28 protein-coding genes are annotated in these 26,476 nt (G+C 65.1%); 18 read left to right on the plus strand and 10 right to left on the minus strand.

What is annotated here, in order from left to right; all coding sequences use genetic code 11:
- The first annotated feature begins 52 nt into the window (after positions 1 to 52).
- The 4 genes from L5G32_RS07830 to L5G32_RS07845 all read left to right on the plus strand — a co-directional run bounded on the left by L5G32_RS07830 (position 53) and on the right by L5G32_RS07845 (position 3,785).
- Positions 53 to 577 (plus strand): pyridoxamine 5'-phosphate oxidase family protein, encoded by a 525-nt coding sequence (locus tag L5G32_RS07830; protein WP_237010630.1) that lies wholly within the window; start codon positions 53 to 55, stop codon positions 575 to 577.
- Positions 574 to 2,136: an AMP-binding protein gene (locus tag L5G32_RS07835; RefSeq protein WP_237010467.1), complete on the plus strand. Its 1,563-nt coding sequence runs from the start codon at positions 574 to 576 to the stop codon at positions 2,134 to 2,136. The genes L5G32_RS07830 and L5G32_RS07835 overlap by 4 nt, the downstream gene beginning before the upstream one ends.
- A complete protein-coding gene (locus L5G32_RS07840) occupies positions 2,133 to 2,885 on the plus strand; it encodes an enoyl-CoA hydratase/isomerase family protein (protein WP_237010468.1) in 753 nt (250 codons plus the stop codon). The genes L5G32_RS07835 and L5G32_RS07840 overlap by 4 nt, the downstream gene beginning before the upstream one ends.
- 132 nt (positions 2,886 to 3,017) lie before the next feature.
- A complete protein-coding gene (locus tag L5G32_RS07845; protein WP_237010469.1) occupies positions 3,018 to 3,785 on the plus strand; it encodes a FadR/GntR family transcriptional regulator in 768 nt (255 codons plus the stop codon).
- A gap of 74 nt (positions 3,786 to 3,859) precedes the next feature.
- Here L5G32_RS07845 and L5G32_RS07850 read toward each other — a convergent pair whose 3' ends face one another.
- On the minus strand, positions 3,860 to 4,612 hold the full coding sequence (locus L5G32_RS07850) for a DeoR/GlpR family DNA-binding transcription regulator (RefSeq protein ID WP_237010470.1): 753 nt from the start codon (positions 4,610 to 4,612) through the stop codon (positions 3,860 to 3,862).
- 178 nt (positions 4,613 to 4,790) lie between these two features.
- Between L5G32_RS07850 and gnd the strand changes: the two genes are divergently transcribed.
- From gnd to pgi, 3 genes are read left to right on the plus strand one after another with little or no spacing between them, the layout of a single operon-like run.
- Entirely contained in the window at positions 4,791 to 5,687 is an 897-nt protein-coding gene (gnd, locus tag L5G32_RS07855; RefSeq protein WP_237010471.1) for a phosphogluconate dehydrogenase (NAD(+)-dependent, decarboxylating), read from the plus strand.
- The gene (gene fgd, locus L5G32_RS07860) at positions 5,684 to 6,691 is read left to right on the plus strand and encodes a glucose-6-phosphate dehydrogenase (coenzyme-F420) (protein ID WP_237010472.1); all 1,008 of its coding nucleotides are present in this window, start codon (positions 5,684 to 5,686) and stop codon (positions 6,689 to 6,691) included. Before gnd ends, fgd begins: the two co-directional genes overlap by 4 nt.
- Complete coding sequence (gene pgi / locus L5G32_RS07865; protein WP_237010473.1) at positions 6,688 to 8,319, plus strand: glucose-6-phosphate isomerase; 1,632 nt, start codon at positions 6,688 to 6,690, stop codon at positions 8,317 to 8,319. The genes fgd and pgi overlap by 4 nt, the downstream gene beginning before the upstream one ends.
- A 62-nt stretch (positions 8,320 to 8,381) precedes the next feature.
- Here the strand turns inward: pgi and L5G32_RS07870 are convergent, their stop codons facing one another.
- Complete coding sequence (locus L5G32_RS07870; RefSeq protein WP_237010474.1) at positions 8,382 to 8,885, minus strand: nuclear transport factor 2 family protein; 504 nt, start codon at positions 8,883 to 8,885, stop codon at positions 8,382 to 8,384.
- Between the two features lie 63 nt (positions 8,886 to 8,948).
- On the minus strand, positions 8,949 to 10,559 hold the full coding sequence (locus tag L5G32_RS07875) for a flavin-containing monooxygenase (protein WP_237010475.1): 1,611 nt from the start codon (positions 10,557 to 10,559) through the stop codon (positions 8,949 to 8,951).
- Positions 10,560 to 10,806: 247 nt separating this feature from the next.
- Between L5G32_RS07875 and L5G32_RS07880 the strand changes: the two genes are divergently transcribed.
- Together L5G32_RS07880 and L5G32_RS07885 are read left to right on the plus strand one after the other, a co-directional pair.
- The gene (locus L5G32_RS07880) at positions 10,807 to 11,838 is read left to right on the plus strand and encodes an LLM class flavin-dependent oxidoreductase (protein WP_237010476.1); all 1,032 of its coding nucleotides are present in this window, start codon (positions 10,807 to 10,809) and stop codon (positions 11,836 to 11,838) included.
- A gap of 41 nt (positions 11,839 to 11,879) precedes the next feature.
- A complete protein-coding gene (locus L5G32_RS07885) occupies positions 11,880 to 12,701 on the plus strand; it encodes a mycofactocin-coupled SDR family oxidoreductase (RefSeq protein WP_237010477.1) in 822 nt (273 codons plus the stop codon).
- Positions 12,702 to 12,993: 292 nt separating this feature from the next.
- Here L5G32_RS07885 and L5G32_RS07890 read toward each other — a convergent pair whose 3' ends face one another.
- The 5 genes from L5G32_RS07890 to L5G32_RS07910 all read right to left on the minus strand — a co-directional run bounded on the left by L5G32_RS07890 (position 12,994) and on the right by L5G32_RS07910 (position 17,591).
- Complete coding sequence (locus L5G32_RS07890; protein ID WP_237010478.1) at positions 12,994 to 13,452, minus strand: MaoC family dehydratase; 459 nt, start codon at positions 13,450 to 13,452, stop codon at positions 12,994 to 12,996.
- A 38-nt stretch (positions 13,453 to 13,490) separates the two neighbouring features.
- Positions 13,491 to 14,246, minus strand: a complete 756-nt coding sequence (locus tag L5G32_RS07895; RefSeq protein ID WP_237010479.1) for an SDR family NAD(P)-dependent oxidoreductase — start codon at positions 14,244 to 14,246, stop codon at positions 13,491 to 13,493.
- Between the two features lie 70 nt (positions 14,247 to 14,316).
- On the minus strand, positions 14,317 to 15,096 hold the full coding sequence (locus L5G32_RS07900; protein ID WP_237010480.1) for an enoyl-CoA hydratase/isomerase family protein: 780 nt from the start codon (positions 15,094 to 15,096) through the stop codon (positions 14,317 to 14,319).
- 48 nt (positions 15,097 to 15,144) lie between these two features.
- The gene (locus tag L5G32_RS07905) at positions 15,145 to 16,323 is read right to left on the minus strand and encodes an NAD(P)/FAD-dependent oxidoreductase (protein ID WP_237010481.1); all 1,179 of its coding nucleotides are present in this window, start codon (positions 16,321 to 16,323) and stop codon (positions 15,145 to 15,147) included.
- Positions 16,323 to 17,591, minus strand: a complete 1,269-nt coding sequence (locus L5G32_RS07910) for a cytochrome P450 (RefSeq protein WP_237010482.1) — start codon at positions 17,589 to 17,591, stop codon at positions 16,323 to 16,325. The genes L5G32_RS07905 and L5G32_RS07910 overlap by 1 nt, the downstream gene beginning before the upstream one ends.
- Before the next feature lie 164 nt (positions 17,592 to 17,755).
- Here L5G32_RS07910 and L5G32_RS07915 point away from each other — a divergent pair, with 164 nt between their 5' ends.
- Positions 17,756 to 17,953, plus strand: coding sequence for a ferredoxin (locus L5G32_RS07915; RefSeq protein WP_237010483.1), 198 nt, complete (start codon positions 17,756 to 17,758; stop codon positions 17,951 to 17,953).
- Between the two features lie 243 nt (positions 17,954 to 18,196).
- Here the strand turns inward: L5G32_RS07915 and L5G32_RS07920 are convergent, their stop codons facing one another.
- A complete protein-coding gene (locus L5G32_RS07920) occupies positions 18,197 to 19,633 on the minus strand; it encodes an aldehyde dehydrogenase (protein WP_237010484.1) in 1,437 nt (478 codons plus the stop codon).
- A gap of 55 nt (positions 19,634 to 19,688) precedes the next feature.
- Entirely contained in the window at positions 19,689 to 21,314 is a 1,626-nt protein-coding gene (locus L5G32_RS07925) for a flavin-containing monooxygenase (RefSeq protein ID WP_237010485.1), read from the minus strand.
- 183 nt (positions 21,315 to 21,497) lie between these two features.
- Here L5G32_RS07925 and L5G32_RS07930 point away from each other — a divergent pair, with 183 nt between their 5' ends.
- Genes L5G32_RS07930 through L5G32_RS07965 form a run of 8 tightly spaced genes read left to right on the plus strand, consistent with a single transcriptional unit; the run spans position 21,498 to position 26,465 of the window.
- On the plus strand, positions 21,498 to 22,010 hold the full coding sequence (locus L5G32_RS07930; protein ID WP_237010486.1) for a nuclear transport factor 2 family protein: 513 nt from the start codon (positions 21,498 to 21,500) through the stop codon (positions 22,008 to 22,010).
- On the plus strand, positions 22,007 to 22,567 hold the full coding sequence (locus tag L5G32_RS07935; RefSeq protein ID WP_237010487.1) for a nuclear transport factor 2 family protein: 561 nt from the start codon (positions 22,007 to 22,009) through the stop codon (positions 22,565 to 22,567). Before L5G32_RS07930 ends, L5G32_RS07935 begins: the two co-directional genes overlap by 4 nt.
- Before the next feature lie 59 nt (positions 22,568 to 22,626).
- Positions 22,627 to 23,031 (plus strand): nuclear transport factor 2 family protein, encoded by a 405-nt coding sequence (locus tag L5G32_RS07940; protein ID WP_237010488.1) that lies wholly within the window; start codon positions 22,627 to 22,629, stop codon positions 23,029 to 23,031.
- 13 nt (positions 23,032 to 23,044) lie between these two features.
- Entirely contained in the window at positions 23,045 to 24,595 is a 1,551-nt protein-coding gene (locus tag L5G32_RS07945; RefSeq protein WP_237010489.1) for an AMP-binding protein, read from the plus strand.
- The gene (locus tag L5G32_RS07950; RefSeq protein WP_237010490.1) at positions 24,588 to 25,025 is read left to right on the plus strand and encodes a hypothetical protein; all 438 of its coding nucleotides are present in this window, start codon (positions 24,588 to 24,590) and stop codon (positions 25,023 to 25,025) included. The genes L5G32_RS07945 and L5G32_RS07950 overlap by 8 nt, the downstream gene beginning before the upstream one ends.
- A complete protein-coding gene (locus L5G32_RS07955) occupies positions 25,022 to 25,429 on the plus strand; it encodes a MaoC family dehydratase (protein ID WP_237010491.1) in 408 nt (135 codons plus the stop codon). The genes L5G32_RS07950 and L5G32_RS07955 overlap by 4 nt, the downstream gene beginning before the upstream one ends.
- Positions 25,430 to 25,437: 8 nt before the next feature.
- Positions 25,438 to 25,896, plus strand: a complete 459-nt coding sequence (locus L5G32_RS07960) for an acyl-CoA thioesterase (protein ID WP_237010492.1) — start codon at positions 25,438 to 25,440, stop codon at positions 25,894 to 25,896.
- Positions 25,893 to 26,465: a nuclear transport factor 2 family protein gene (locus L5G32_RS07965; RefSeq protein WP_237010493.1), complete on the plus strand. Its 573-nt coding sequence runs from the start codon at positions 25,893 to 25,895 to the stop codon at positions 26,463 to 26,465. Before L5G32_RS07960 ends, L5G32_RS07965 begins: the two co-directional genes overlap by 4 nt.
- Positions 26,466 to 26,476 lie beyond the last annotated feature (11 nt).

Genomic DNA, 26,476 nt, shown 5'->3' on the forward strand with positions numbered 1-26,476 from the left:
ACACGACGTGATGCGACAACAGGACACGGATGAGGACCCAGGAGTGACCACCATGGACAAGCCCGGAACCAAGGACATCGAGCGACTGTCTGGTGCGCGGCTGACCTCCGAAGCGAAGGCTGCGCTGCTCGCCGAACAAACCGAATGCACGTTCTGCTTCCTCGACGAGGACGGAGGACCCGCCGCAGTGGTGCTCAGTTTCGCCGTCGACGACGACCGCTTCTGGATCACGAGTGTGCAAGGCCGCGTCCAGGTTCGCGGAGTGGAGCGGGACCCGCGCGTGTCGATCGTCGTGTCGGGCACCGGAACCGGGTCACAGGGCCGCCAGATGCTGTCGATAACCGGCACCGCGGAGATCCACCGCGACATCAGCGGGCTCGGCGAGCGACTCGACCTCCTTGCCGCTCGGCTCGCCCCCGACCACCCGGAGAAGTTCATCGCACTGCTGACGAGCCCCGGACGTCTCCTCATCGAGGTGACTCCGACATCGACGGTCGCCAGCCACGACTCACGCAGGCTCGCCGGTGACGGGCGAGGCGGCCCGGCCCGAGTGGCCCAGAACGAAGAGGACAGATGATGACGCCGACCATGGTGGACGAAGGCGCCGACACGTCGATCGGGGACTGGTTGACTCGGTGCGCCGACCGGGCGTCGACGATCGACGTCGACGGCGTCCGGACGACAACAGCCGAACTGGATCTCGCGGCCTCGCACGGGGCGGCAGGTCTCCGAGCGCTCGGTTTGAGTGCGGGCGATCGTGTCGGCGTGGTGATGAAGGCGTCCGTGTCCGCACTGCACGCCTGGTTCTCGATTGCGCGCGCAGGCCTCGTGGAGGTCCCGTTGAATCCCGGCACCGGTCCGGCACTCCTCGAATACTGCCTCGAGCACGCCGCCGTCCGCGTCGTGATCTGCGACGCCGAGTTCGCCGCCCTGATCGGGGACATCGCCGATCGCGTCGATTCGATCGAGAAGGTCGTCGTCGCCGGGGAGGCAGCGGGGGATCGGGACGACTTCGCTGATCTCATGGCGACGCCGACGCGAGACCTGCCGGCCGTCGACCCGCGGTCGACGGCAGTGATCCTCTACACGTCCGGGACCACCGGTCCGCCGAAAGGTGTGCTGTTGAGCCATCGTGCCAACGTCAACCTGGCACGCCACACCGTCGGACTCATGAAGTACACGAGCGCCGATCGCCTCTACAGCGTGTTCCCGCTCTACCACTCCAACGCCCGATACTGCTCGGTGATGTCGGCTATCGAAGCGGGTGCGGACGTGGTGATGCACCGGAAGTTCTCGGCGACCCGATTCTGGGACATCTGTCGCGACGAACGGATCACCGCGTTCAACTATCAGGGCGCGATGATGAGCATTCTGTTCAAACAGGAGCCACGGACCGACGATCGTGATCACGTCGTACGCGCCGCGTTCGGCGCCCCGTGCCCCAAGGAGATCTTCGACGAGGTCGAGTCCCGCTTCGGCATCGAGCTCACCGAGATATACGGAAGTACCGAGACGTCGATCGTGTGCGACATGCCGCCCGCGCGGCGGCGAGTCGGGACCGCGGGAACAGAATCGGTGAACTATCACGTCCGCGTCGTCGACGAGTACGACGAGCCGGTCGGCCCCGGCGTGATCGGCGAGATCGTCGTCCGGCCAAAGAAGGCCGGGATGATGTTTGACGGCTATGACGCGCGCTCCGACGCGACGGTGCAGGCGTGGCAGAACCTGTGGTTCCACACCGGCGACCGCGGCGTATTCGACGCCGACGGGTTCCTGACTTTCGTCGACCGCGTCAAGGACACGATCCGCCGACGTGGCGAGAACATCTCGTCCTGGGAGATCGAGCGAGTCGTCGCAGACGACCCGGACGTCGTCCAAGTCGCCGCTTACGGAGTGCCGTCTGAGCTGTCCGAGGAAGACGTGGTGATCGCCGTGGTCCCAGCGCCTGGGTCGCGGATCGATCCGGGAGAACTCGTCGGTCGCATCGACATGCGTCTGACCACGTTCGCGAGACCGCGGTACGTCCGAGTGATGGACGCACTGCCGTTGACACACAGCCAGCGCGTCGAGAAGTACCGGTTGCGCGCCGACGGCGTGACCGTCGACATGTGGGATCGGGAGAAGGTGCGGGCGTGAACTACGAACGATTCCGGATCGAGGACGTCGGAGACGGTGTCCGGCTCGTCACGATGTGTCGACCGGACAAGCTCAATGCGATGGACCAACGGTGGTTCGCCGAACTCACAGCGCTCACCGCGGAACTCGGTGACTCGTCGGACGTTCGGGCCGTCGTGCTCACCGGGGAGGGACGGGCATTCTCTGCGGGCGGCGACATCGACATGTTCGCCGACTTGGACGGCGCCGTCTCACGCGTGCGGCCGCATCTGCGTCGCGTGTACGAGGCGTTCCACAGCGTGGAGACGTGCGCGGTGCCGGTGATCGGCGCGATCAACGGCATCGCGTTCGGTGGCGGAACCGAGTTGGCGTTGGCGTGCGACATCGTCGTCGCGGGCAGGTCGGCGTCGTTCTCGTTCAAGGAGGTCACCGTCGGACTGATGCCCGGATACGGCGTGATCCGTGCGCCCGACGTGATCGGTCGGCATTGGACGCGGTATCTGTCGTTGACGGGCCGTGCCGTCGGCCCGGACGTCATGGAGCGGGCGGGCCTCGTCATCGAGACCTTCGACGATGACGAGCTCGTCGATCGGGCCCTCGCGACCGCTCGGGAGATCGCGGCGCATTCACCGCTCGGTGTGCGTGTCGGGAAAGCATTCCTCAACCGGGACACGGGATCTGGCTACGCCGAGTCGGTCGAGGCGACCGCGCTTCTGTTCGGCACCGACGAGCACCGAGACGCGGTCGATGCGTTCAGGACGCGTCGATGACGGAGACAGTCCGCTAGACCATTATTATCGATAGCATAAATATCCGGTGTTTACCCAGGTCGATCGTCAACGGGTAGGCGAAGGGGTGGATGGCGATACGACTGACCGTCATCGTCGGGAAAGGAAACGCAGATGACATTGCACCGGGGAGGTTCTCGACCGGAGAAGGCCGCGCTGATCGTCGCGCGCGGCATTGTGCAGGACATCGATCGTCGCGGCCTGACGGCGGGCGATCGACTGCCGGCCGAGCGCGCGATGCTCGAGACCTATGGAGTGGGTCGTGGGACGCTGCGCGAAGCGCTGCGGTTCCTGGAATTGCAGAACGTGTTGTCGCTCAAACCGGGGCCGGGCGGTGGGCCGACCATCGAGAAGCCGGACTCGTCGGCTCTCGCGAACGCCATGCTGCTGCTCCTTCAGTTCGAGAACGCGCCGTTCGCGAACGTCGCCGAGACCCGCGGCGGGATCGAGCCACTGCTCGCGAGGCTGGCGGCCTCCCGGATGTCCGACGATGCGATGACCGAGCTGGAAGTCTCGGTGGATCGGATGGCGGTCCATCTGGACGATCTCGGGGTCTTCCTGGAGACCAACAAGGAGTTCCACAACTCAGTGGCGTGGGCCACGCAGAACTCTCTCTTCGGGTTCCTCGTCGACGCGATGCTCGACATCTTCGACGGCACCGTGGTCGGTGTCGACTACAACGAACGGCGTCGCCACGCCGTCCTCAAGGCGCATCGTCGGATCCTCGACGCGTTGAAACTGCGCGACGGCGACGCGTCGGAAGCTGCGATGACCGACCATATCGATGAGTACTCCCGGTTCATGGCCCGGAAGTTCCCCGAGGCGCTGGCGCGTCCGATCACGTGGGACATCGGCTGGCGGAACGGCCAACTGCTCGGCTGAGCCAGGTCGGGCGGTGACTCGGGTCAGACGGTGACTCGGATCAGGCGGTGACTCGGATCAGGCGGTGACTCGGATCAGGCGAAGGTGAGCGCAGGTCCGTACTCGGCGACGCGTTCGATCGGCCGCTCGCGGTCGGTGATGATCCGATCGACTTCGTCGATGGCGGCGACCTTCGCGAGCGTGCGCTCACCGAACTTCGAGCTGTCGGCGACGACGATCGACGTGCTTGCCGCGCGCAGCATCGCGCGTTTGATGCTGATCTCGAGCGTGTTCGTGTTGGTGATGCCTGCGGTCGGGTCGATAGCGTCGGCTCCCAGGAACGCCCAGTCGGCGGAGTAGTCGGCCATGAAGTCCACTGCGCGCTCGCCGACCAGCGTGTACACCGAACCGAGCAGTTCGCCACCGGTGACGAGCAGGCGGACGTTGGGCAGCGTCGCAGTGTACTTCCCGATGCGGAGGTCGTTGGTGATGATGGTCAACTCCTGCCGGTGCCGGAGTTCCAGGGCGATCTGATAGGTGGTCGATCCACTGTCGAGAACGACAGTCTGACCGTCGCGCACGTCGGCCGCGGCCGCGCGCGCGATCGCCAGCTTCTCCCGTCTGCGTTCGCCTTCTTTGACGGCGTACGGAATATCGTTCGGCGCTCCCGCCGTACCGCGCGCGCCGCCGTGCGTGCGTTCGGCCTGGCCGGATCGAGCGAGGGCGTCGAGGTCACGGCGGATGGTCGACGCATCGACCCCGAGATCTCGGGACAGGGCGGCAGCCTCCACATAGCTGTCGATCTGCAGGCGGCGCAAGATCTCCCGGCGCCTGTCGTCAGCGGCCATCGAGCACCTCCTGACGCGTATCGAGCGCCTCGCGGCGATGCGCTACCGATTCAGTCATGCGTGAATCTTGACACATGAGCCACCCGGTTGCATTATTACGTGCATACGATGCGCGATTTCGCGCAGCCTCGGTTCTCTTCTGTGTAGTTCCGGGGAAGCTTCGTGAAGGGAGTCCCCGTTGGAGATCGGACTGGTCGGCCTCGGTCGGATGGGCGCGAACATGCGTGACCGTCTGCAAGCGCGCGGGCACACGGTGATCGGTTATGACGCGGCACCCGGTGTCGGCGACGTCGACTCGCTGACCGACCTCGTCGACCGGCTCGCCGGTCCTCGCCTCGTCTGGACCATGGTTCCCGCGGGAGATGCGACCCACGCGGTCATCGAACAGCTCGCCGACCTGCTGTCGGACGGTGACCTCGTCGTCGACGGAGGCAACTCCCGTTTCACCGACGACCAGGCGCACGCTGCCGCACTCGGTGCGCGCGGCATCGCATACGTCGACTGCGGGGTGTCGGGCGGCATATGGGGCGCGACCGACGGCTACGGCCTGATGGTCGGCGGCGCCCTGGCCGATGTCGAGCGCGCGATGCCGATCTTCGACAGCCTGCGACCGGACGGCGCTCGTGAGCGCGGATTCGTGCATGCGGGACCGACCGGTGCGGGGCACTACGCGAAAATGGTGCACAACGGTATCGAGTACGGCCTGATGCAGGCCTATGCGGAAGGCTACGAGCTGCTCGCCGCAGAACCGCTCATCACTGCACCGAACGAAGTCATGGCGGCGTGGCAGTCGGGCACCGTGGTTCGGTCCTGGCTACTCGAACTCCTGGTCCGCGCACTCGCTGACGATCCCGACCTCGGGGCGATCACCGGATACGTCGACGACTCCGGTGAGGGGCGGTGGGCCGTCGAGGAGGCGATCGGTCACGCCGTGCCGACTCCGGTCATCGCCGCAGCGCTCTTCGCACGGTTCGGGTCCAGGCAGGACCAGTCGCCTGCGATGAAGGCCGTTGCGGCGCTACGCAATCAGTTCGGGGGACACCAAGTGCACACGAACCCGGAGGCAGCAGAATGATCAAACTCGGATACAAGGCGTCGGCGGAGCAGTTCGCTCCCCGAGAACTCGTCGAGCTCGCCGTCCTAGCCGAACAGTGCGGAATGGACTCGGCGACCGTCTCGGACCACTTCCAGCCGTGGCGACACAACGGCGGACACGCTCCGTTCTCGATCTCGTGGATGACCGCCGTCGGCGAACGGACCGATCGGATCCTGTTGGGGACGTCCGTGATGACGCCGACGTTCCGGTACAACCCGGCGGTCATCGCTCAGGCGTTCGCGACGATGGGCTGCCTGTATCCCGATCGGGTGATGCTCGGCGTCGGCACGGGCGAAGCGCTCAACGAGATCGCGACCGGGTTCGACGGCGAGTGGCCTGCGTTCAAGGAGCGGTTCGCTCGTCTGCGGGAGTCGATCACGTTGATGCGCCAACTGTGGCGTGGCGATCGGGTCGACTTCGACGGCGAGTTCTACAAGACCAAGGGCGCGTCGATCTACGACGTCCCGGAGTCGGGGGAGATCCCGGTCTACATCGCGGCGGGCGGCCCCGTCGTCGCACGGTATGCCGGTCGTGCGGGCGACGGGTTTATCTGCACCTCAGGCAAAGGGATGGACTTGTACACCGAGAAACTGATGCCTGCTGTCGCGGAGGGGGCGGCCAAGGCCGAGCGCTCGGTGGACGACGTTGACCGGATGATCGAGATCAAACTGTCCTACGACACCGATCCGGACGCCGCGCTGAACAACACGCGGTTCTGGGCGCCGCTCTCGCTGACGCCGGAGCAGAAGCACAGCATCTCCGACCCGATCGAGATGGAGGCGGCCGCTGACGCACTGCCGATCGAGCAGATCGCCAAGCGGTGGATCGTCGCATCGAACCCGGATGACGCACTCGCACAGATCAAGCCGTATGTGGACGCGGGACTGAATCATCTCGTGTTCCACGCGCCCGGCCATGACCAGCGTCGGTTCCTCGAGTTGTTCGAACGCGACCTGGCGCCCGCATTGAGGACTCTGACATGACCGTCGCAGACACCTCCGCGTGGGCGCCCCTGGCCGAGCACCGCGCGTCGATCGCCCGGCACAGCATCCGTGACCTGTTCGCTGCCGATCCGGCGCGCGGCACCGCGATGACGGTCACCGCGGGTGACCTGTACATCGACTACAGCAAGCATCGGATCAACGGCGAGACGATGCGTCTGCTGCACTTGCTTGCCCGTGAGACGCACGTCTTCGAGAAGCGGGACGCGATGCTGCGTGGCGATCGGATCAACGTCTCCGAAGATCGCCCCGTCCTGCACACCGCGCTGCGCAAGAGGCGGGACGAACGGTTGTATCTCGACGGGCATGACGTGGTATCCGACGTGCACACCGTCCTCGATGCGATGGGCGAATTCACCGACCGGGTGCGCGACGGCTCCTGGCGAGGGGCCGACGGCCGCCCGATCTCCACTGTCGTCAATATCGGGATCGGCGGCTCCGACCTCGGCCCGGCCATGGTCTATCGCGCACTGCGCGCGTACTGCGACGGCCCCGACGTTCGATTCGTGTCGAACGTCGATCCGGCTGACCTTCTGTCCACGCTCGCCGATCTTGATCCAGCCACGACGCTGTTCGTCGTCGTGTCGAAGACCTTCTCGACCTTCGAGACCATGGCGAACGCCCACGCTGCACGCCGTTGGCTGGTCGACGCTCTCGGCGAAGACGCAGTCGCACAGCACTTCGTCGCGGTGTCGACGAATGCTCAGCTCGTCGCGGAGTTCGGTGTCGAGTGCTCGAACGTCTTCGGATTCTGGGACTGGGTCGGCGGCCGGTACTCGGTCGGGTCGGCCGTCGGACTCTCGGTGATGGCGGCGATCGGTCGTGAGCGCTTCGCAGAGTTCCTCGACGGATTCCGGACGATGGACGACCATTTCGCGACCGCGCCGATTCAGTCGAACGCGCCGGTGATCCTCGGTCTGTTGAGCGTCTGGTACGCGAGCGTGCTCGACGCCGATGCACGCGCCGTCCTGCCGTATGCGAACGACCTCGCGCGTCTACCTGCGTACCTGCAGCAGCTGGCGATGGAGTCGAACGGAAAGTCCGTGCGCGGTGACGGGAGTCCCGTGGGCGTGCCGACCGGCGAGATGATCTGGGGCGAGGCAGGCACCAACGGGCAGCATGCGTTCCACCAACTCCTTCATCAGGGGACGCGACTGGTCCCTGCCGACTTCATCGGTTTCGTGGAGTCGGCCGAAGACTTCGTCTCCGCGGACGGTTCCACGAGCATGCACGAGGTTCTGACGGCCAACATGTTCGCGCAGTCTCGGGTGCTGGCGTTCGGCAAGACCAAGGCCGAAGTCATCGCGGACGGCGTGGACTCGGCCATCGCGCCGCACAAGGTGATGCCCGGCGATCGCCCGTCGACGACGATCCTCGCGCCGCGACTCGATCCGTCGACGTTGGGGCAGTTGATCGCGCTGTACGAACATCAGGTGTTCGTACAGGGCGCGGTGTGGGGCATCGACTCGTTCGACCAGTGGGGCGTCGAACTGGGCAAGGCGTCGGCCGTCGAACTGGCGCCCGCGCTCGCATCGGGCGGCGGGCCGACCGACGCGATGGACAGTTCGACCCGGGGACTCGTCGAGGCGTTCTGGAGAGACCGGACGTAGAAGTGAAAGCGAGGCCCGCCCCGAGACGTTGATCGGAGCGGGCCTCATTCATCGAGGAGGGGTCAGTCGTTGGCCTCGCGTTCGGCGAGCCGAGCCTGAGCGAGTCCGAAGATGCCCGAGTTGCCGTCGGTCCACGTGGTCTCGAGCGTGCGGTAAGAGATTCGCCAGCCGGCGTCGGTCCGCGTGAGTCGGTCCCGGTACGTGCCCGCGATGACATACGTGTTGCCGCCGTTCGGATCGACGAGATAGTGCTGCGCGTGGAAGTAGCACACGGTGGATGCACTGCCGTCGTCGTTGTGACTGACAGTGATGTTGGTGATGAGGTGCTGGCTGGCGTCCAGACCCGACAGCGCCTGGTGGCAGGCCTGGCCGACGGCATCCGGTCCCTCGTGGACGCCCGCGAGTTCGCCGTAGTTCGCGACGCCGTCGGCGGTGAAGACGTCGTGCAGTGAACGCCAGTCGCGGGCGTCGATCGCCATCGCGTATCGGATCAGGACGTCACGGATCTCTTCGTTGTCGGCCATCAGCCGGACAGTGCGTTCGAGGGGCGATGCGTGGTCAGTCACGGGTTGTCCATTCTCTTGTGATCGGTGGTCGTCTCTGTGGCCGCGGGTCGAGTCGTCGCATTATCAGGCGCTCACGAATCCTCGGTAGCCGTCGGCAGCGACCTCGTCGCACGTCTGTCGGTACACGTCGAGGCCGCCGACGTACGACATGATGACCCGTGGCTTTCCGGGAATGTTGACGCCGGTGTACCACGATTCGCCTTCGGGGTAGAGCGTGTCCTTGGCGAGGTCCGCGGCGTCGTCGGTCCACGTGCGGGCTGCCTCGGCAGTCGGTTCGACGCACGACGTTCCGCGACGCTCGATGTCGGCGATGAAGTCGCCGGTCCATTCGACGTGCTGCTCGATCGCGCACACGACGTTGGTCAGCACGTTCGGGCTGCCAGGACCGGTGAGCATGAACATGTTCGGGAACTCGTCGACGGCGATGCCCAGGTAGGTCGTCGGGCCGTCAGCCCACTTGTCTTGTAGCGAGCGGCCGCCCCGGCCGCGGATGTCCATGTTCAGCAGCGGGCCGGTGATCGCATCGAAACCCGTGGCCAGGACCACTGCGTCGAGTTCGTGATCGACTCCGCCCGTGCGGATCCCGGTGGCGGTGAACGTCTCGAGAGGCTGTTCACGCAGGCTGACGAGGTCGACGTCGTCTCGGTTGTACGTCTGGTAGTAGTTCGTGTCGAGCGTGATGCGCTTGGCGCCGAGCGGATAGGTCCGGGGCGAGAGGCGCTCGGCGAGTTCCGGGTCGGTGATCGTCTCGCGGATCTTGCCGCGGAAGAACTCGGCGATCGTCTCGTTCGCGTCCCGGTTCGCGAACAGGTCCGGGTAGCACGCGATGAGATCGATCGCGCGGTGGCGGCCCCAACGCTCCTCGTAGATCGCCTGCCGCTGTTCGGGAGTGTGGTCGAGGGCACTCTCTTCGAGAGTGTCGGTGTACTGCCCGGTGCCGCTGGCGTACGAGCGCGCCTTGTGATCGTCGATGTTGTCCTTGAACGCACGCACCTCGTCGTCGGTGAGTTGGCGGTTCCCGCAGGCCAGGCTAAAGGCCGGGGTCCGCTGGAACACCGTCAGATGGGCAGCCTGCTCGGCGACAAGAGGGATCACCTGAACGCCGGAGGAGCCGGTGCCGATGACCCCGACGCGCTTGCCGGCGAAGTCGACGCCGCCCTCCGGCCAGTCTGCGGTGTGGTAGACCTCGCCCGCGTATTCGCTGAGTCCGGGGAAGTCGGGAGTCATCGATGTCGACAGGCATCCGACTGCGGTCACGAGGTACTTCGACCGCGTGACGGCTCCCGAGTCGGTCGTGGTGACCCACTGGTCGGTCGCGTCGTCGAACCAGGCGGACACGACCCGCGTCTTGAATCGAAAACTCGGCTTGACGTCGAGTCGGTCTGCGGCGAAGTTCAGGTAGCGCAGGATCTCTGGCTGCGACGGGTACCGCTCGGTCCAGTTCCACTCCTCGATGAGTTCGGGGGAGAACGTGTACGCGTACTCCATGCTGATGACGTCGCATCGAGCTCCGGGATAGCGGTTCCAGAACCAGGTCCCGCCCACGCCGTCGCCGGCTTCGAAACCTTGGACGGTGAGCCCGAGTGTGCGGAGGCGGTGGACCATGTAGATGCCGGAGAAGCCGGCGCCGATCACGATGGCGTCGACGGACTCGGTCGAACGGGTTTCAGTCATGGGTCTTCCTTTCGGAGGAGATCGGTCGTGAGTGACGTTCCCTGAGGACATTCACGGGGTGACGGTTATCACCCTAACCATTATCATAGTTACCGGGAAGCGGTTTGGTCGATCAGTGCAGTAATAATTGATATTCATGATCATGGTCGACTATCATTTGTGATGAGACGGCACTCATAGACGGGCGTCATCGTGTGACAGGTCACCACTATGTCGGCTTCTGCCGGCATGCTCGGAAAGGAATCACGTGGACTTCGGAATCCTGATGGGAGACCAGCCGGTCTCGACCCCTCCGGAAGAGCATCTGGATCTGATGCTCCGCAAGGTCGAGGCGGCGCAACGTGCAGGTTTCAAGTACCTGACGATCGGGCAGCACTTTCTCTACCAGGACTTCCGGTGGTTCCAGCCGATTCCGTTACTGGCTCGCCTGGCGGCAGAACTGAACGACGACGTCCGGATCGGCACCACGGTGCTCGTCGGTCCGCTGCATCATCCCGTTCAACTCGCCGAAGACCTCGCAACGCTCGACGTCATCACGCGGGGCAAGCTCGTGGTCGGGATCGGCACCGGCTACCTCGAGCACGAATACGAGGTCTTCGATCGCCTCTATAAGAAGCGGTACAGCCTGCTCGAAGAGCAGATCGCTCTGATGACCCAGTTGTGGACGCAGGACCGGGTCACCTTCCACGGAAAATTCTGGCAGATCGAGGACCGTCCGACGCACCTGCATCCGATCCAGAAGCCGCGTCCGCCGATCTGGCTCGGCGCGATGAAGGAACAGGGCGTCCGTCGTGCAGCTCGCCACGGCGATGTCTGGACCATCACGCCTCAGCAGACGCTCGACCAACTCGACGATCTCGTCGACCTCTATGTCGGCGAACGTCGTGCGCTCGGCCTGCCCCTGAACAAGCTTCCGCTGCGTCGTGAGCTGCAGATCGCCGATACCTTCGACCAGGCTCTTGATGACTTCGCGAGCGTGGCCCGCGTCAAGTACGTCTCGTATGCCGGTCAGGGCATGGGTCTCCTCGACAAGGAGCGGGTCGAGAACGAGTTCCTCGAGAACGTGAAGGACCACGTGCTTCTCGGCTCGGGTGAGCAGGTGCGGCAGCAGATCACTGACATCGCCGGACGTCTGCCGATCGGCCCGCTGCTGGTACGTCCGCACTGGCCGGGCATGGACGCCGACCAGACCGAGGCGTACCTGGAGCGCGTCGGACGCGAAGTGGTCGAGCCGTTGGCCGATCTCGAAAGCGTGGACTTCAAGCCTGCCACCGTCTGACGGTCGTCAGATACTAGAACGTCTCCGGAGAGGAGTTGCGTATGTCCGACAGAGTCGCCTTCGTCACCGGAGCCGCACGAGGTCAGGGGAGGAATCATGCGATGCGTCTGGCCGCAGAGGGCTGCGACGTCATCGCGCTCGACTTGTGCGCTCCGGTCGGCGGCGCGCCGTACGCCATGGCCGAACCCGAGGACCTCGACGAGACTGTGCGTCTCGTCGAGGCGCAGGGTCGTCGCATCTACGCACGGCAGGCCGACGTCCGCGATTCCGCCGCTGTCGCGACCATCCTCGCCGACGGGGTCTCGGAATTCGGCAGGCTCGATGTCGTCGTCGCCAACGCGGGAATCGCAGGCAGCTTCCCGGTGGACGATCTCACTGACGAGATCTGGAAGGACATGATCGACATCAACCTCACCGGAGTCTGGAACACGGTGAAGGCGTCCGTTCCGCACCTTCGGGCTACCGGTGACGGTGGCAGCATCGTGCTGACCAGCTCGGTCGCCGGCCTCAAAGGACTGCCGAACAATGCGCATTACGCGGCGGCGAAGCACGGAGTACTCGGAATCATGCGCAGCCTCGCCAACGAGCTCGGGCCGGACGGAATCCGGGTGAACGCGGTGCTGCCGACCAACGTCGACACCACGATGCTCCTCAACGACGCGATCTACCGACTCTTCCTGCCCGACGCGGAGAATCCCACGCTCGACCAGGTCGAGCCGATCATGCGCGGGATGCACGTCCTCGACGTCCCGTACATCGAGGTCGACGACGTCAGTAATGCCGTTGTGTTCCTCACCGGCCCGCAGTCGCGGTACGTCACCGGCGTCGCCATGCCGATCGACGCGGGCGTCCTCGTGAAGTAGGGGGTCTCCTGCTGATCGAGCGGACTTCCCCCCGTTGATCGAGCGGGCCCCCGTTGATCGAGCGGGCCCCCCGTTGATCGAGCGGAGTCGAGATCTGTTGTGCGGTACAGGGTCTCGACTCCGCTCGACCAGCGAAGCTGTCTCACAGACTCCGCTCGACCAGCAAGCTGTCTCACAGACTCCGCTCGACCAGCGAAGCTGTCTCGCAGACTCCGCTCGACCAGCGACGCTGTCTCGACTCCGCTCGACCAGCTATCCGTTGATCGAGCGGAGTCGAGATCTGTTGAACTACTCAGGCGTCGGTCGGCTTCTTCTGCATGAGGCCCGCGCGGTGGCAGATGTGGACGAGTTCGTCGCGTTGGTTGATGCCGCGGTGCTCGAAGTAGACGATGCCCGAATCGGTGCGGCTCTTGGACTCGCGCTTGTCGAGGATGGTGCTCTCGGCGCGGATCGTGTCGCCGTGGAACACCGGGTTCGGGAAGTCGAATTTGGTGTATCCGAGATTGCCGATCGTCGTACCCATCGTGAGGTCGTACACGATCATTCCGCCGACGAGGCCTGCCGTGTACAGGCTGTTCATCAAGCGCTGGCCGTGCGGCTGCGTCGCCATGTACTCGGCGTCGAGATGGATGGGGGCCGGGTTCATCGTGATCGACGTGAACAGGATGTTGTCGTATTCGGTGACCGTCCGCGACCAGGCGTGACGATACTCTTTGCCGATCTCGAACTCTTCGTACCAGAGGCCGGGCATGGGATTCTCCTTCGAGAAGTAGGGGACGGGCGAGGCCGTCAGGGCTGGCCGCCGTCGACGGTGAGCATCGACCCGGTCGTATACGAACTGGCGTCGCTCGCCAGGTAGAGGGCGGCTCCGGTGATCTCCGTGGGATCGCCGCCTCGGCCGAGCGCGAATGTCTGGGCTCGCTGAGCGAACGCATCGGCGTCCCACGACTTGCTCACGTCGGTGAGGAAGGTGCCCGCGATGATCGCGTTGACGCGGACGTCGGGACCCAACGCGTGCGCCAATGCGACTGTCATCGCGTTCAGGCCGGCCTTCGCCGCCGCGTAGGGGAGGGTGTGCGGACGAGGGCGCTCGGACGCTCGGCTGCTGATACTGATGATCGAACCACCGCCCTGGGTCGCCATCTGTTGTCCTGCTGCGATCGACAGCGCGAACGGGCCCTTCAGGTTGACGTCGAATACCTTGTCCCACAGCGCTTCGCTGATCGTCTCGACTCCGTCGTACAACGGCGACATGCCTGCGTTGTTGATCAGGATGTCCAGTCGCCCGAACTCCTTCACAATCGCATCGACAGTCGGCTCGGCGTCGTCCCAGTTGCCGACGTGGTACGCCAGCGGCAATGCACGGCGGCCCGTCGACGCGCGTACCTCCTGCGCTGCGACCTCGCACGCGTCGAGTTTGCGGCTCGCGATCACCACGTCGGCGCCTGCCTCGGCGAGCGCCTGGACCATCGCGCGACCGAGGCCGCGGCTGCCGCCGGTGACCAGGGCGACCTTGCCGGTCAAGTCGTAGCTGGTTGCGGACATGTAGGTCTCACACTCCTGTTGCTCAGGTGGGAAGGGGCTCTGGACGTGGGTGGGCTACTGGTCACGGCACCTACTGGTCGCGGGGCCGCGGAGGCGGCGGGAACTCGGGCGCCCGTCCTGCTAGGAACGCGCCCGCGCCCTCGACCATGTCGGGGCTGCCGATGGCCTGCAGGAGCATGCCCAGGCCGTTGCGCATCGAGTCCTGCGCGTTGTTCCAGTACAGATTGCTGCTCAGCTTCGTGATCTCCAGATACCGAGGACTGAGCGCCTTGATCTCGTCGATCCACTCGCCGACGCGCGCCGTCAACTGGTCGCCGGGCACGACCTCGTTGATCAGGCCGAGATCGAGTGCCTGTTGCGCGGTGTAGCGCCGGCACAGCATCGCCATCTCCTTGGCGCGCTTCTCGCCGATCTGAATCGGCAGGATGTTCGTCGCGCCGAGCACGGGTGACGAGCCGACGCGCGGCCCGGTCTGGCCGAAGGTCGCCTTCTCGGCCGCGATCGCGAAATCACACGCGATCACCAACTCGTTTCCACCGCCTGCCGCTGCACCGTTCACGGCAGCGATCACCGGACGTGGGCAGCTGCGGATCGCGTCGCACACCTGCAGTGATGCGGTGAAGAGCTCACGCAGCAGCGCCGGATCCGGATCGTCGAGTTGATTGAGGGCACCGCCGGCGCAGAAACCCCGGCCCGCGCCGGTCAAGACGACGGCGTAGGCGTCCGACGCCGATCCGAACGCGTCGATCATGGCCCGAGCCATATCGATGTCATACGCGTTCAACCGTTCGGGTCGATCGAGCTCGACCCAGACGACGTCGTCTTCTCGAGTCACGTTCACACCGCTCATGGGCGTGCCTCCTTCGTATAGCGATCACCGTGCGCGGATCGGATGATGTCAGGCATGGGCGGACACGAACTCTGCTGCCGACGTTCCGACCGCAGTCCGTGCGGCGATGACGTCGCGCGGACGGTCGACGCCGAGCCAGGCCGAGAGCGTGCCGTCCGGTGCAGTCCACCTGGCGGTGTCGAGGTCCCCGTCGTCGGAGGTCGTGATCGCCACCGTGTCGTCGGGGCCGTGCTTGCCGACGTACTGAATCTTGTGGCCGAACTGGTCAGACCAGAAGTACGGCACCGGGTCGAAGGCCAGGGCCTCGCCGATCAGTGCGAGCGCCGCGGTCGTCGCCGCACCGCCGGCATCATCCCAATGCTCCACGGCAGCATGCTGATTCGTTTTCGGAGACCACCGTTGGGCGACGTCGCCGAGCGCGACGACACCGGGTACGTCGGTTCGGCAGTACTCGTCGGTGAGGACGCCGCGGTCGATCGTCAGGCCTGAGCCGTCCAGCCAGCCGATCGCCGGCCGCACACCGATCCCGGTGACGACCACGTCCGCCGGAACCACGGTGCCGTCGGTGAGGACGACGCCCTCGCCGCTCACCTCCCGGACTGACGTGCCACATCGCAGGTCGACGCCGGACCACCACGGCAGAAGACGGTCAGCCACGTCTACACCGAGCGCGTTCGACAGTGGGGCCTCGGAGTATTCGAGGCACGTGACCTCGCACCCGTGGGACATGGCTGCCGTTGCGACCTCTGCTCCGATCCAGCTGGCGCCGATGATGACGACGCGGGCTCCGGGCGTCAGTCGGTCACGGAGGGCCAACGCGTCGTCGATCGTTCGAAGCGTGAGCTGCTCGCCGTCGCCCGGAAGTCGGATCGGGTCCGCTCCCGTCGCGATGACCAGGCCGTCGAACGGGAGGTCGCCGCGGTCGGTGTGCAGTACGCGCGCCTGAGTGTCGGCGCCGGTCGCGACTCGTCCGGTGTGGACGGTGACGTCGAGCTTGGTCGGGTCGAACGGCAGGGCCGTGCTGTCCTTGACGCCGAACAGCACGTCCTTCGACAGTGGCGGACGGTCGTACGGCAGATGCTCCTCGGCGGCGACGATGTCGATCGCTCCGGTGAACTTCTTGCGGCGCAGCGTCGACACGATGCGGGCCGTCGCAAGTCCGCCGCCGACGACCACGACGCGGCCGTCGAGCTGAACGGCGCCAGCGGTCTCGTTCACTGTGCTCATCAGGCCTTCGTGTAGTGCTCGGCGAACAGCGGGGTGTCGCCCAGACGTCGCTCGCCCGGGGTGAAGGTGACCGGGATCGAGTGGAAGCCCGCGTTGGTCCCCTGGTCCGGGTACGTGACGACGTTGTCCATGTCGACGACGTAGTCGCCCATTCGCTCGAAGACCTGGGTGAAGATCTCGCGGGCGAGTCCCTTCGCGATGTAGAGGCCTGCACACCGGTGTACGCCGACGCCGAACGCGATGTGGCGGTTGGGCCAGCGCGTGATGTCGACCTCGTCGGGGTCGGTGAACTGCTCGGCGTCGCGATTGGCCGAGGCCCACGACAGGAGTGCGCGGTCGCCCTTCTGGACGGGGCAGCCGTGGAACTCGGCATCGTCCATGATGGTCCGGCCTAGCGCCTGGGTCGGTGAGAACACGCGGAGGAACTCCTCCATCGCGACGTCGATCATCGACGGGTTCTCGATGAGCTGCGCGCGCTCGTCCGGGTGCTGGTACAGCCACACCAGGGATTGGGTCACCAATGACGCGGTGGTGCCGACTCCGCCGGAGATGACCAGCTCGAGGATCGAGTAGATCTCGTCGTCGGTCATCTTCTCGCCGTTGATCTCGGCGTCGATGAAGTAGCTCGTGGTGTCGTCCGCGGGATTCTCGCGGCGGTGGCGGATGTGCTCGCGGACAGTCGCCTCGACCCAGGGGACGGACACCTCGGCTGCGTGCTTGTACTCGGGCGAGCCCGGAGCCGCGGACACCAAGGTGTGCATCGCGTCGACGTACACCTGGTACTCGGCGGGGTCGAGGCCCAACCAGTCGATGACGACCATGGCCGGGACGCCGGCGACGATCGCCAGATCGGCTTCGCCGGTCTCGATCACCGAGTCGAGGATGCCCGTCACGTAGTGCTTGATCATGGGCTCGAGCTTCTCAGCGGCCTTCGGCGCAGTGACCTTATTGATCAGCTTGCGGTACGGAGCCGAGTTCGGCGGATCGATCTCGATCGGGATGTGGAACTCGGTCGGAGCCTTGGGAATCGTGACTGCGAGGCCGGGGCCGCCGTACTCGTCGTGGCGCGCGGAGGAGAACAGGTCGTCATCGCGCGAAGCCTCGTAGACCGATGCGTAATCTGACAACACCCAGTAGCCGCCGTGCGTCTCGGTCCACGCGACTGGGGTCTCTTCACGCAGGTTTCGGTAAATGGCCACATGGTTCTGTGTGTGCTCGCTTGAATGGTGATCGAACTGGGTAACCGGGCAGCGGCGCTCGTTGGTCACAGTGCTCTCCTTCATGTGTGCCGTCTCACTTATACTATGATAATAGTTATTACTAGTTGGACGTCAAGTCGCGGACACTGGCCGGCGCGAGAATCGTTACCGCCAGCGAGTCGCGCGGGACGATCCCGCTGCTGGTCACAGCTCGTGAGAGAAAGGTTGAGAAGATGAGGATTCAGGCAGATCAGTCGAAGTGTCAGGGTCACGGCCTGTGCCGGATGTCGGCTCCGGACGTGTACGACACCGACGACGAAGGGCAAGTGGTCGTACGGTTCACCGGCGACATCCCCGCAGAGTTGGAAGACGGCGCAGCGCTCGGCGTCGAGTCGTGCCCCGAAGTCGCTCTCACGGTCGTAGATGATTAGTGGGGTATACGGCTAGCGGGATCGACCACTAGCAGGACCGACGACCGCTCACTCGACGCGGCCGGGACGAATGCCACTCACAGCCCAGTGGTGTTCGTGCCGGCCGCGTCTCGTGTGCGTCCGGTACGTCTCGCACGCTGAACGGGTCCGCCAGTGGATACACGAGGAAGGGGCTCCGTCGGACCGATGTCCGGCGGAGCCCCTTCTGTGTTGTTCAGGCTTCGCGCGAGAGCGCAGAACCGATCAGTACATCATCAGTTTGGTCTCGAGGAACGCGCTGAGGCCTTCGACGTTGCCCTCACGGCCGATTCCGGACTGCTTGTAGCCGCCGAACGGCTGAGTGACGCACATGTCCCAGGTGTTGACGCCGATCTGGCCGGTTCGGACTCGGCGCGCGATCGCCTCGGCAGTGGCGTCGTCGGCCGCGTATACGGCGCCCGACAGGCCGTAGTCGGTGCTGTTGGCGATGTCGACGGCCTCGTCGACCGTGTCGTAGGGGATCACGGCGACGACTGGTCCGAAGATCTCTTCGTTGGCGATGCGCATGTCGCGCGTCACGTCGGCGAAGATGGTCGGCTCGACGTAGGCGCCTTCTTCGAGCCCGTCTGGGACGCCGCCGCCGATGGCGACGCGAGCGCCTTCGCTCTTGCCGACCTCGATGTACTCCAGGACGCGTTCCTGCTGGCGCTTTGCCGCCAGGGGTCCGAGAGCAACGCCCTCCTCACGGGGGTCGCCGACCTTGACCTCCTTGTAGGCGGCGACCATCGCGTCGACGAGTTCGTCCTGGCGGGAGCGGGGGACGAGGACTCGGGTCAGCGCGGCGCACACCTGCCCCGAGTTGCCGAGGCCACCGAAGACGAGGGTCGGCAGGACCTTCTCCAGCGGGACATCCTCGGTGAGGATGGCTGCCGACTTGCCGCCCAGTTCCAGGCTGATGTTGCCGATGCGCTCGGCGACCGACGCCATGATCTTGCGTCCGGCCGCTGTGCTGCCGGTGAAGGAGACCTTGTCGACGTCTTTGTGCTCGATGAGGTACTGCCCGGCTTCGCGGCCGGCCGGGACCACATTGACGACACCGGCAGGAAGGCCTGCGGCCTCGAATGCCTCGGCGAGCATCATGACGCTGACCGGACCCTCCGGCGCCGGTTTGAACACCGCGGTGCAGCCTGCGGCGAGCGCCGGGCCGAGCTTGAGTGAACCGGTGGCCACCGGACCGTTCCACGGGATGATCGTTGCGACGACGCCGACGGGTTCGCGTACGAGCTTTCCGCGGCCGCTCTCGTCCCAGGTGCGCTCCTCTTCGAACTCGAAGCGCTTGTACAGGGTCGATGCGTCGTCCCACATCTTGCGGGCGTTCTCGTGGAAGGCGGTCGCCACCGCGGCCGGTGCTCCGATCTCGTTTGTGAACGACTCGGCCATCGCCGGGCTGCGCTTGACGACCTCCTCGCCGACACGCTTGAGGTAACCGGCCCGCTCTTCCGGCGTCATCCGCGGCCACGGGCCGTTGTCGAACGCCTCGCGCGCCGCGGCGACAGCACGGTCCATATCCGCCTCGGTGGCTTCGGGGACCGTCGCAATGACCTGGTTGTTGATGGGGGAGACGACCTCGATCTTGCGGTCGGTCGCAGGCTCGACCCACTCGCCGCCGATGAACAGTTTGTCGTAGCTTGGGATTGCCATGGGATTTCCTCTTTCGGTTCGGTGGAAGTCAGTGCGGATCAGGAGTCAGGGCGGATCAGGAGAGAGTGAAGCCCTCGTAATTGTTGGCTGCGGATTTGTCGATCGCGTTGCCGTATTCGACGATTCCGGCTGCGTAGGGCATGAAGATCTGCACCTTGCCGTCGATGTTGGCTCCGCGATACCACGAGCCGGAGTCGCCGTTGGGCCACAGCGTCATTGCAGCGACGTCTTCGACGGTCTGCACCCACGCCTCCTGCGCGGGCTCCTGTGCCTCGATCGTCGTGTAGCCCTCTTCGCGCATCGTGTCGAGCAGTCGCGAGATCCACTCGACGTGCTGCTCGATGGCGGTCACCATGTTGGCGAGAACCGACGGGCTGCCGACGCTCGCGACGATGATCATGTTCGGGAACCCGGCGGTGCCGAGCCCCAGGTGTGTCTTGGCGCCGTCTCGATTCCACGTCTCGGCGAGGCTTCGGCCCTCGGTCCCGCGGATGTCCATCTTGGTGAACGGTCCGGTGAACGCGTCGAAGCCGGTGGCGAGCACCATGGTGTCCAGCTCATACTCGGTGCCGTCGGCGAGTCGGAAGCCCTTCTCGGTGAAGGTGTCGAGCGGGCGCTTCTTCACGTCGACGAGGTGGACGTTGTCGCGGTTGTACGTCTCGTAGTAATCGGTGGCGACGACGGGACGCTTCGCACCGAGCGGATAGCTCTTGGGCTTGAGCGATCCGGCGGTCTCGGGATCGTCGACGATCTCGTCGATCTTGGTGTGGACGAACTCGGCCACCGCGTCGTTGGCAGCTTGGTCGAACATCAGGTCCGCGAACGATCCGAGGAAGTTGATGCCACCGCCCTCCCAGCGTTCCTGGAACGTTGATCGACGCTCCTCGGCATCCACCTCGAACGCGTTCTTAGGGTTGTCGTTGCGGAAGACGCCTGCCGCGTGTGTCCGGTTGCGGACACGCCGGTCGGGGTAATCGGCCTTGATGCCCTCGAGCTCGCCGTCGTGCAGCGGGCGGTTGCGCGTCGGAATGACGAAGTTCGGCGTGCGCTGGACGACTGTGAGGTCGCCGACGGTCTCGGCGAGTGCCGGGATCACCTGTGCTCCGGTCGAACCGGTGCCGACCACGCCGACTCGCTGCCCGGTGAGATGTTCGCCCTCGGGCCAGTCGTAGGTGCGCAGGACGCGGCCTTCGAAGTTGTCGAAGCCGGGGAGGTCGATGTCTTTGGGGACGGACAGGCAACCGACCGCCATCAGGAGGTAGCGGGCGCGGTACACGCGGCCGTCCGCGGCGGTCGCCGTCCACAGACCTTGCGACTCGTCCCATTCTGCGCCGGTGAGTGTGGTGTCGAAGTCGATGTCCTTGCGCAGGTCGAAGCGGTCGGCGACGTGCTTGAGGTAGGCCAGGATGTCGCCCTGCGCTGGGTACTTCTCCGTCCAGTCCCACTCCTGCTGCAGATCGTTGTCCCAGCTGTACGAGTAGTCGACGCTCTCGACGTCGCACCGGGCGCCGGGGTAACGGTTCCAGTACCAGGTGCCGCCGACTTCGGGAGCCTGTTCGACGACGTGGACCCGGTGGCCCTCGGCGCGGAGGCGGTGCAGGAGGTAGAGGCCGGAGAAGCCTGCGCCGACGACGAGGACTTCGTAATCGGTGACGGACGTCGTTGCGGGGGTGTCAGGCATGGATCGCTGCTCCTAGTTCGGGCGACGACTGTGGCGTCTTGGTTGGGAGGTGTGGGTTACACAAGACCTGGCTTGTGACGTAAACTATACGCATAGTATGCACCGATTGGGGAGAGGCTAGGGAAATTCTCGGCTCCTTTGCGTGGATTCTCAATCGCGTGACGCATGGCGCATTCTATGAATATGATTGCAAGGAACACTCCGTTCATCGAAGGGAAGCAGATGCCGCTCGACCCCTCAGACCCCGCCGCGATCAGTTACGCGGCGACCAGCCTCTTGTACGAATACCAAGCGCTCGTAGACGCCAAGGACATCGATGGACTGGCTCAGATCGTCCACCCGGACGTCGAGCTGACCAGGCGTGACGGTACGAGCCATGGCAGCGAAGCGTTTCTCGACCTGTACCGACGCTTCGCGGCGTCCGACGTCCGCGATGCTCAGCACATGGCAACGAACGTGGTGGCCACGGCCAACGACGACGACACCGTCGATGTTCGCTCGACGTTCATCGCCATCACGACTCACGAAGCCGGCGGAGCTCGTCAGATCTGGGGTCGATACCACGACACGATGACCCGGCACGGCGGGCGATGGGTCCTGACCGCGAAGCGGATCGCAGTGGTCCGCACTGCGCTGTTCGACGAATCGATGCTCGCCCCGATCGACATCGACAGCTTCGGGGTGATCCCGCGATGACCGCCGACTTCGAATCCCGACTGCGTCGGGTGGAAGACCGCCAGGAGTTGGCCGAACTGGTCCTGCTGTACTTCCACGTCATGGACGAACGGGACCTCGGTCTGCTCCCGAAGATCTTCACGCAGGACGCCCACCTCGGGTCGGGCGACGGCGTGTTCGATGCGACCGGTCTCGACACGATCGCCACGACATACCAGGGGCGCTTCGACGCACTCGGCGCCACCTTCCACTATTCGCACGGCCTGATCGTCGAGTTCGACGACACCGACCCTGACACGGCCGCGGGCACCTTGACCGGGCATGCCGAAGTAGTTCGGAACGGAACCCCGATGATCGTCGGGCTCCGCTATGCGGACACCTATCGACGCACGTCCGACGGTTGGCGGATCGCGAACCGAGTGATGTCGTACTTCTACTACACGCCTGCCGACCGCTACGTCGAGACGATGAGCACTGACGATCGCAACCTCGCGTACGGGGACCCCCGCCCCGCGGACTGGCCATCGGTCCTCACCGGCGGCGACCTGTCCTGGCTGCGCTCCCTCGTCAACCGCTGAACACCGACCGCCCCACTCCCTCCCTCCCACAGTCCCTCCCGACCCGAAAGGTCTGAACCATGCCGAACCGTGAATCGATCGAGAACCTGATCGGCCGCTACTCGCTGGGCTACGACACCGCCGACTTCGACGCGATCGGCGCGTGCTTCTCCGACGACGCCGTCTTTCGGATGACGTTGCCCGGCAACGAGCCCGTCGTCTTCGACGGCAAGGAGGCCATCCTGTCGTTGATGAAGCAGTCTGCCGAGTCGCAGACCGACCAGCGCCGTCACGTCAACTCGAACCTCATCGTGCACGGCACCGAGGACGGCGTCACTCGGACGACCCACTACCTGACCCTTCTGGCGACCGAGAACGGTGAGATCCGGGTACTCAGCGCCGGGGTGTACCGACTCGAGATCGTCGGCAGCGACGACGACCTGCGCCTACGTACGCTCGATCTCGAACTCGACCGGCCGTACTGAGCGGAGTCCGACGATGAATCAGGGATTGATCCCGGCTAAGTGGGCTGCGCTCACGCCGGGCAACCAAGCGATTTACGACTCCACGAACGATCGCCGCGTCGACTGGCGCGAACTCGACGAGCTGGTCCGTCGGATGGCTAACGGCCTGTTGACGCTCGGACTCCAGAAGGGCGACGTCGTCGCCATGATCTCGCGCAACTGCGTCGAGTTCCAAGCGTTGTACTTCGCAGCAGGTCGGGCAGGGCTGGTCACCCAGCCGTTGAACTGGCGGCTCGCGACGTCTGCGTTGGGCGAGTTGCTCGGCGATGCCCGGCCTAAGGTGCTGATCGCCGAAGCCGAGTTCGCTGACGTGGTGTCCGAACTGCAGCGAACGGTCGACATTCCGCACTGGCTCTCGTTCGGCGAGGGCGGCGACGGCAGCTTCTACGAACTGATCGACGGCGGATCGACGGACGAACTCATCGTCCCGGTGGCCGAAGACGATCCGTTCTTCCTCCTGTACACCGGCGGAACCACCGGACCGTCGAAGGGCGCTCTGCACACGCACGCGAGTGCGGCTGCGGGCATGCTCAACCAGACGGTGGCCGAACGGGTCGTCCCGACCGACGTCTACATGCTGACCGGGCAGATGTTCCACATCCCGATCGTGCTCGCGATGAACTACATGAAGCACGGATGTCCGCTCGTTCTGATGAACTTCGAGCCCAAGCTGGCGTTGGACCTGATCGAGAACGAGAAGGTGTCGGCGTTCCTCGGCGTCACGACGATGTTGAACTGGATGATGGCGCAGGAGAACTTCGCCTCCTACGACCTGTCGAGCCTGCGGAATATCCAGTACGGCGGCGGCCCGATGCCGTCGAACATCGTGCGGCAGGCGCTGGACTCGTTCCCGTGCACGCTCATCCAGGGGTACGGGCAGACCGAGGGCACCACGATGACGTTCCTCTCGCAGGAGGACCACCTCGCTGCGGTTCGCGGCGTGCATCCCGAGCGACTCAAGTCGTGTGGTCGTGAAGGCTTCGTGACACAGGTGCGGGTCGTCGATCCGTTGACCGGCGAACTCGTTCCGACCGACGGCGCGACCCCGGGCGAGATCATCGTCAAGAGCCCGGCGAACATGATCGGCTACCTGAACAAGCCCGAGCAGACCGAACGCACTCTCCGCGACGGATGGATGTGGACCGGTGACATCGCGACCTGGGACGACGAGCGATACGTCTTCATCGTCGACCGCGCGAAGGACATGATCATCTCCGGCGGCGAGAACATCTACTCGGTGCAGGTCGAGGAAGCCATCGCGAGCCACGCAGCTGTCCTGGAATGCGCGGTGATCGGTGTTCCGGACGAGGAGTGGGGCGAGTCCGTCAAGGGGTTCGTCGTGCTCAAGCCGGGGCAGGACGCCACGGAGCAGGAGTTGATCGACCAGGCGCGGGCGAACCTCGCGAGCTACCAGAAGCCGAAGTCGATCGACTTCGTCTCCGAGTTGCCGAAGGCTCCGACGGGGAAGATCCTCAAGCGTGAACTCCGTAGACCGTTCTGGGAGGGGCACGACGGGAATGTCTGACGACGTCCAGAGGTACACGGCGCTGGTGGGACGGGAGTTCCCCGGCGGCGCGTACAGGATCGAACCGTGGCGGGCGTGGCTGGTCGCCGACGTCCTCGGCGACGATCCGTACGACGAGACACCGCACCCGATGATGGCGTGGATGGCGTCGGTCGGCGGAAAGGGAATGACCTGGGACGAGCTGTTCGCCTGGTTCGGTGCGACGGCCGACGACGGTCCGATGTTCGGTGAGCATCAGACCACGTTCCATGCCTCGCTCACCTGCGCTGACTATCGGGTGACGGGGCGGATCACGTCGTTCGACCGCAAGGTCGGCCGACGTACCGGGACGTTCGACATCGTGGGATACGAGTTCGACCTGTGGCGAGATGACCAGAAGGTCGCCACATGTTGGAACTCGCTGGTACTGCCGAGGAAGGACGCGTCGTGACCGTTGCTGTAGGCCAGGTCGTGACCGGTCGCGACATGATCGTCGACCCCGGGCGAATGAAGACGATGGCGGCGCTCCTCGCAGATCCGAACCCGATTCACTGGGACACACGCGCTGTGGCCGAGCTCGGACTCGGCGACGCACCGGTCAATCAGGGGCCCTTGAACATGGGGTACATCCAGACGATGCTCGCCGAGTGGGCGGGCGGCCGTGATCGGATACGCGAGTTCCGGTGCCGATTCCTCGGCAACGTGTTCGGCGGGCAGACCGTGCGCGCGGGAGCAGAAGTGACCGGTGTCGACGACGGTCCGGACGGCTGCCTGGTCCGATGTGCGGTCTGGCTGGACGTCGAAGGCTCCGACCGCGCGATGTCGGGCACCGCGACCGTGCTTATGGAGAAGTGAGAGAGACGATGTCAGAGACAGAGAATCAAACGCCGCAGGATCCGATCGCGAACGGAACCCTCGATTTCCAGCTCGCCTACGGCGACTGCGACATGGTCGGCATCGCCTACTTCGGCATCTATTACCGCTGGATGGAACGGTGCTATACGACGTGGATGTTCGCGAACGGACTGCGCAGCGGTGAACTGCTCGACCAGGTCGGAGTCGTGACCGTCGGTCTCAACTCGTCGGCCCAGTACAAGCAGACGGTGACGGTGTTCGACCGGATCCGCTGCCAAGCGGTCGCCGACCGGATCGGAACCACTTCGTACAGTGTGGGTTTCGAGTTCACGCGAGACGGCGAACTCGTCACCAAGGGGCAGATGACGTTCGCCGTCCGCGACGCAGACTTCGCGAAGGCCCCGATCCCGCAGCGGATGCTCGACGTCCTGGCGACGTTGCCTGCACCGAGTTTCGACGTGGCATGAGAGACCTGTCGGCGTGGGTGCGCGCCCGGACTGGGGTATCGGAGTCTGCAGTATCGGAGTCTGCAGTATCGGAACGCGGGGCGCCCGACGCCGCTGCCTCCCGCGAATCGCTCCGCGATCTCGCCGTCCTCTACGCGATGGCCGTCGACGCTCACGACCTCGACGCTCTGGCGGTCATGTTCCATCCGGACATGGTGCTCGAGCGCGACGGTGAGACGGCGTCCGGACGAGATGCGGTACTGGAGTTGTTGGCCGCGTCGATGCGCGGATTCCGGCGAATGCTGCACACGCCGGAGACCCATGTCGTCCACGTCGACGGGCAGAAGGGCGAGGGTATCGCGACAGCGCACGCCGAACTCGTCACCGGGCGGGGAGTCGTACTCGCCGCGCATGAGTACGAGGACGCCTACGTCGTCCACGACGGGCGGTGGGTGTTCGCCTCCCGTCGAATCCGGTTCGTCTACGCGGCGCGTTCGGACCGCTACGGCGAGATCCTTCCCGCCGACGACCGGGTCCAGCTTCCCGGCGACGAACCGCGTGCGATGCTCGGCAGCTGGTTCACGGGGTAACACCCACAGAT

It is taken from the genome of Gordonia zhenghanii, assembly GCF_021738965.1.
GTDB classification, from domain to species: domain Bacteria; phylum Actinomycetota; class Actinomycetes; order Mycobacteriales; family Mycobacteriaceae; genus Gordonia; species Gordonia zhenghanii.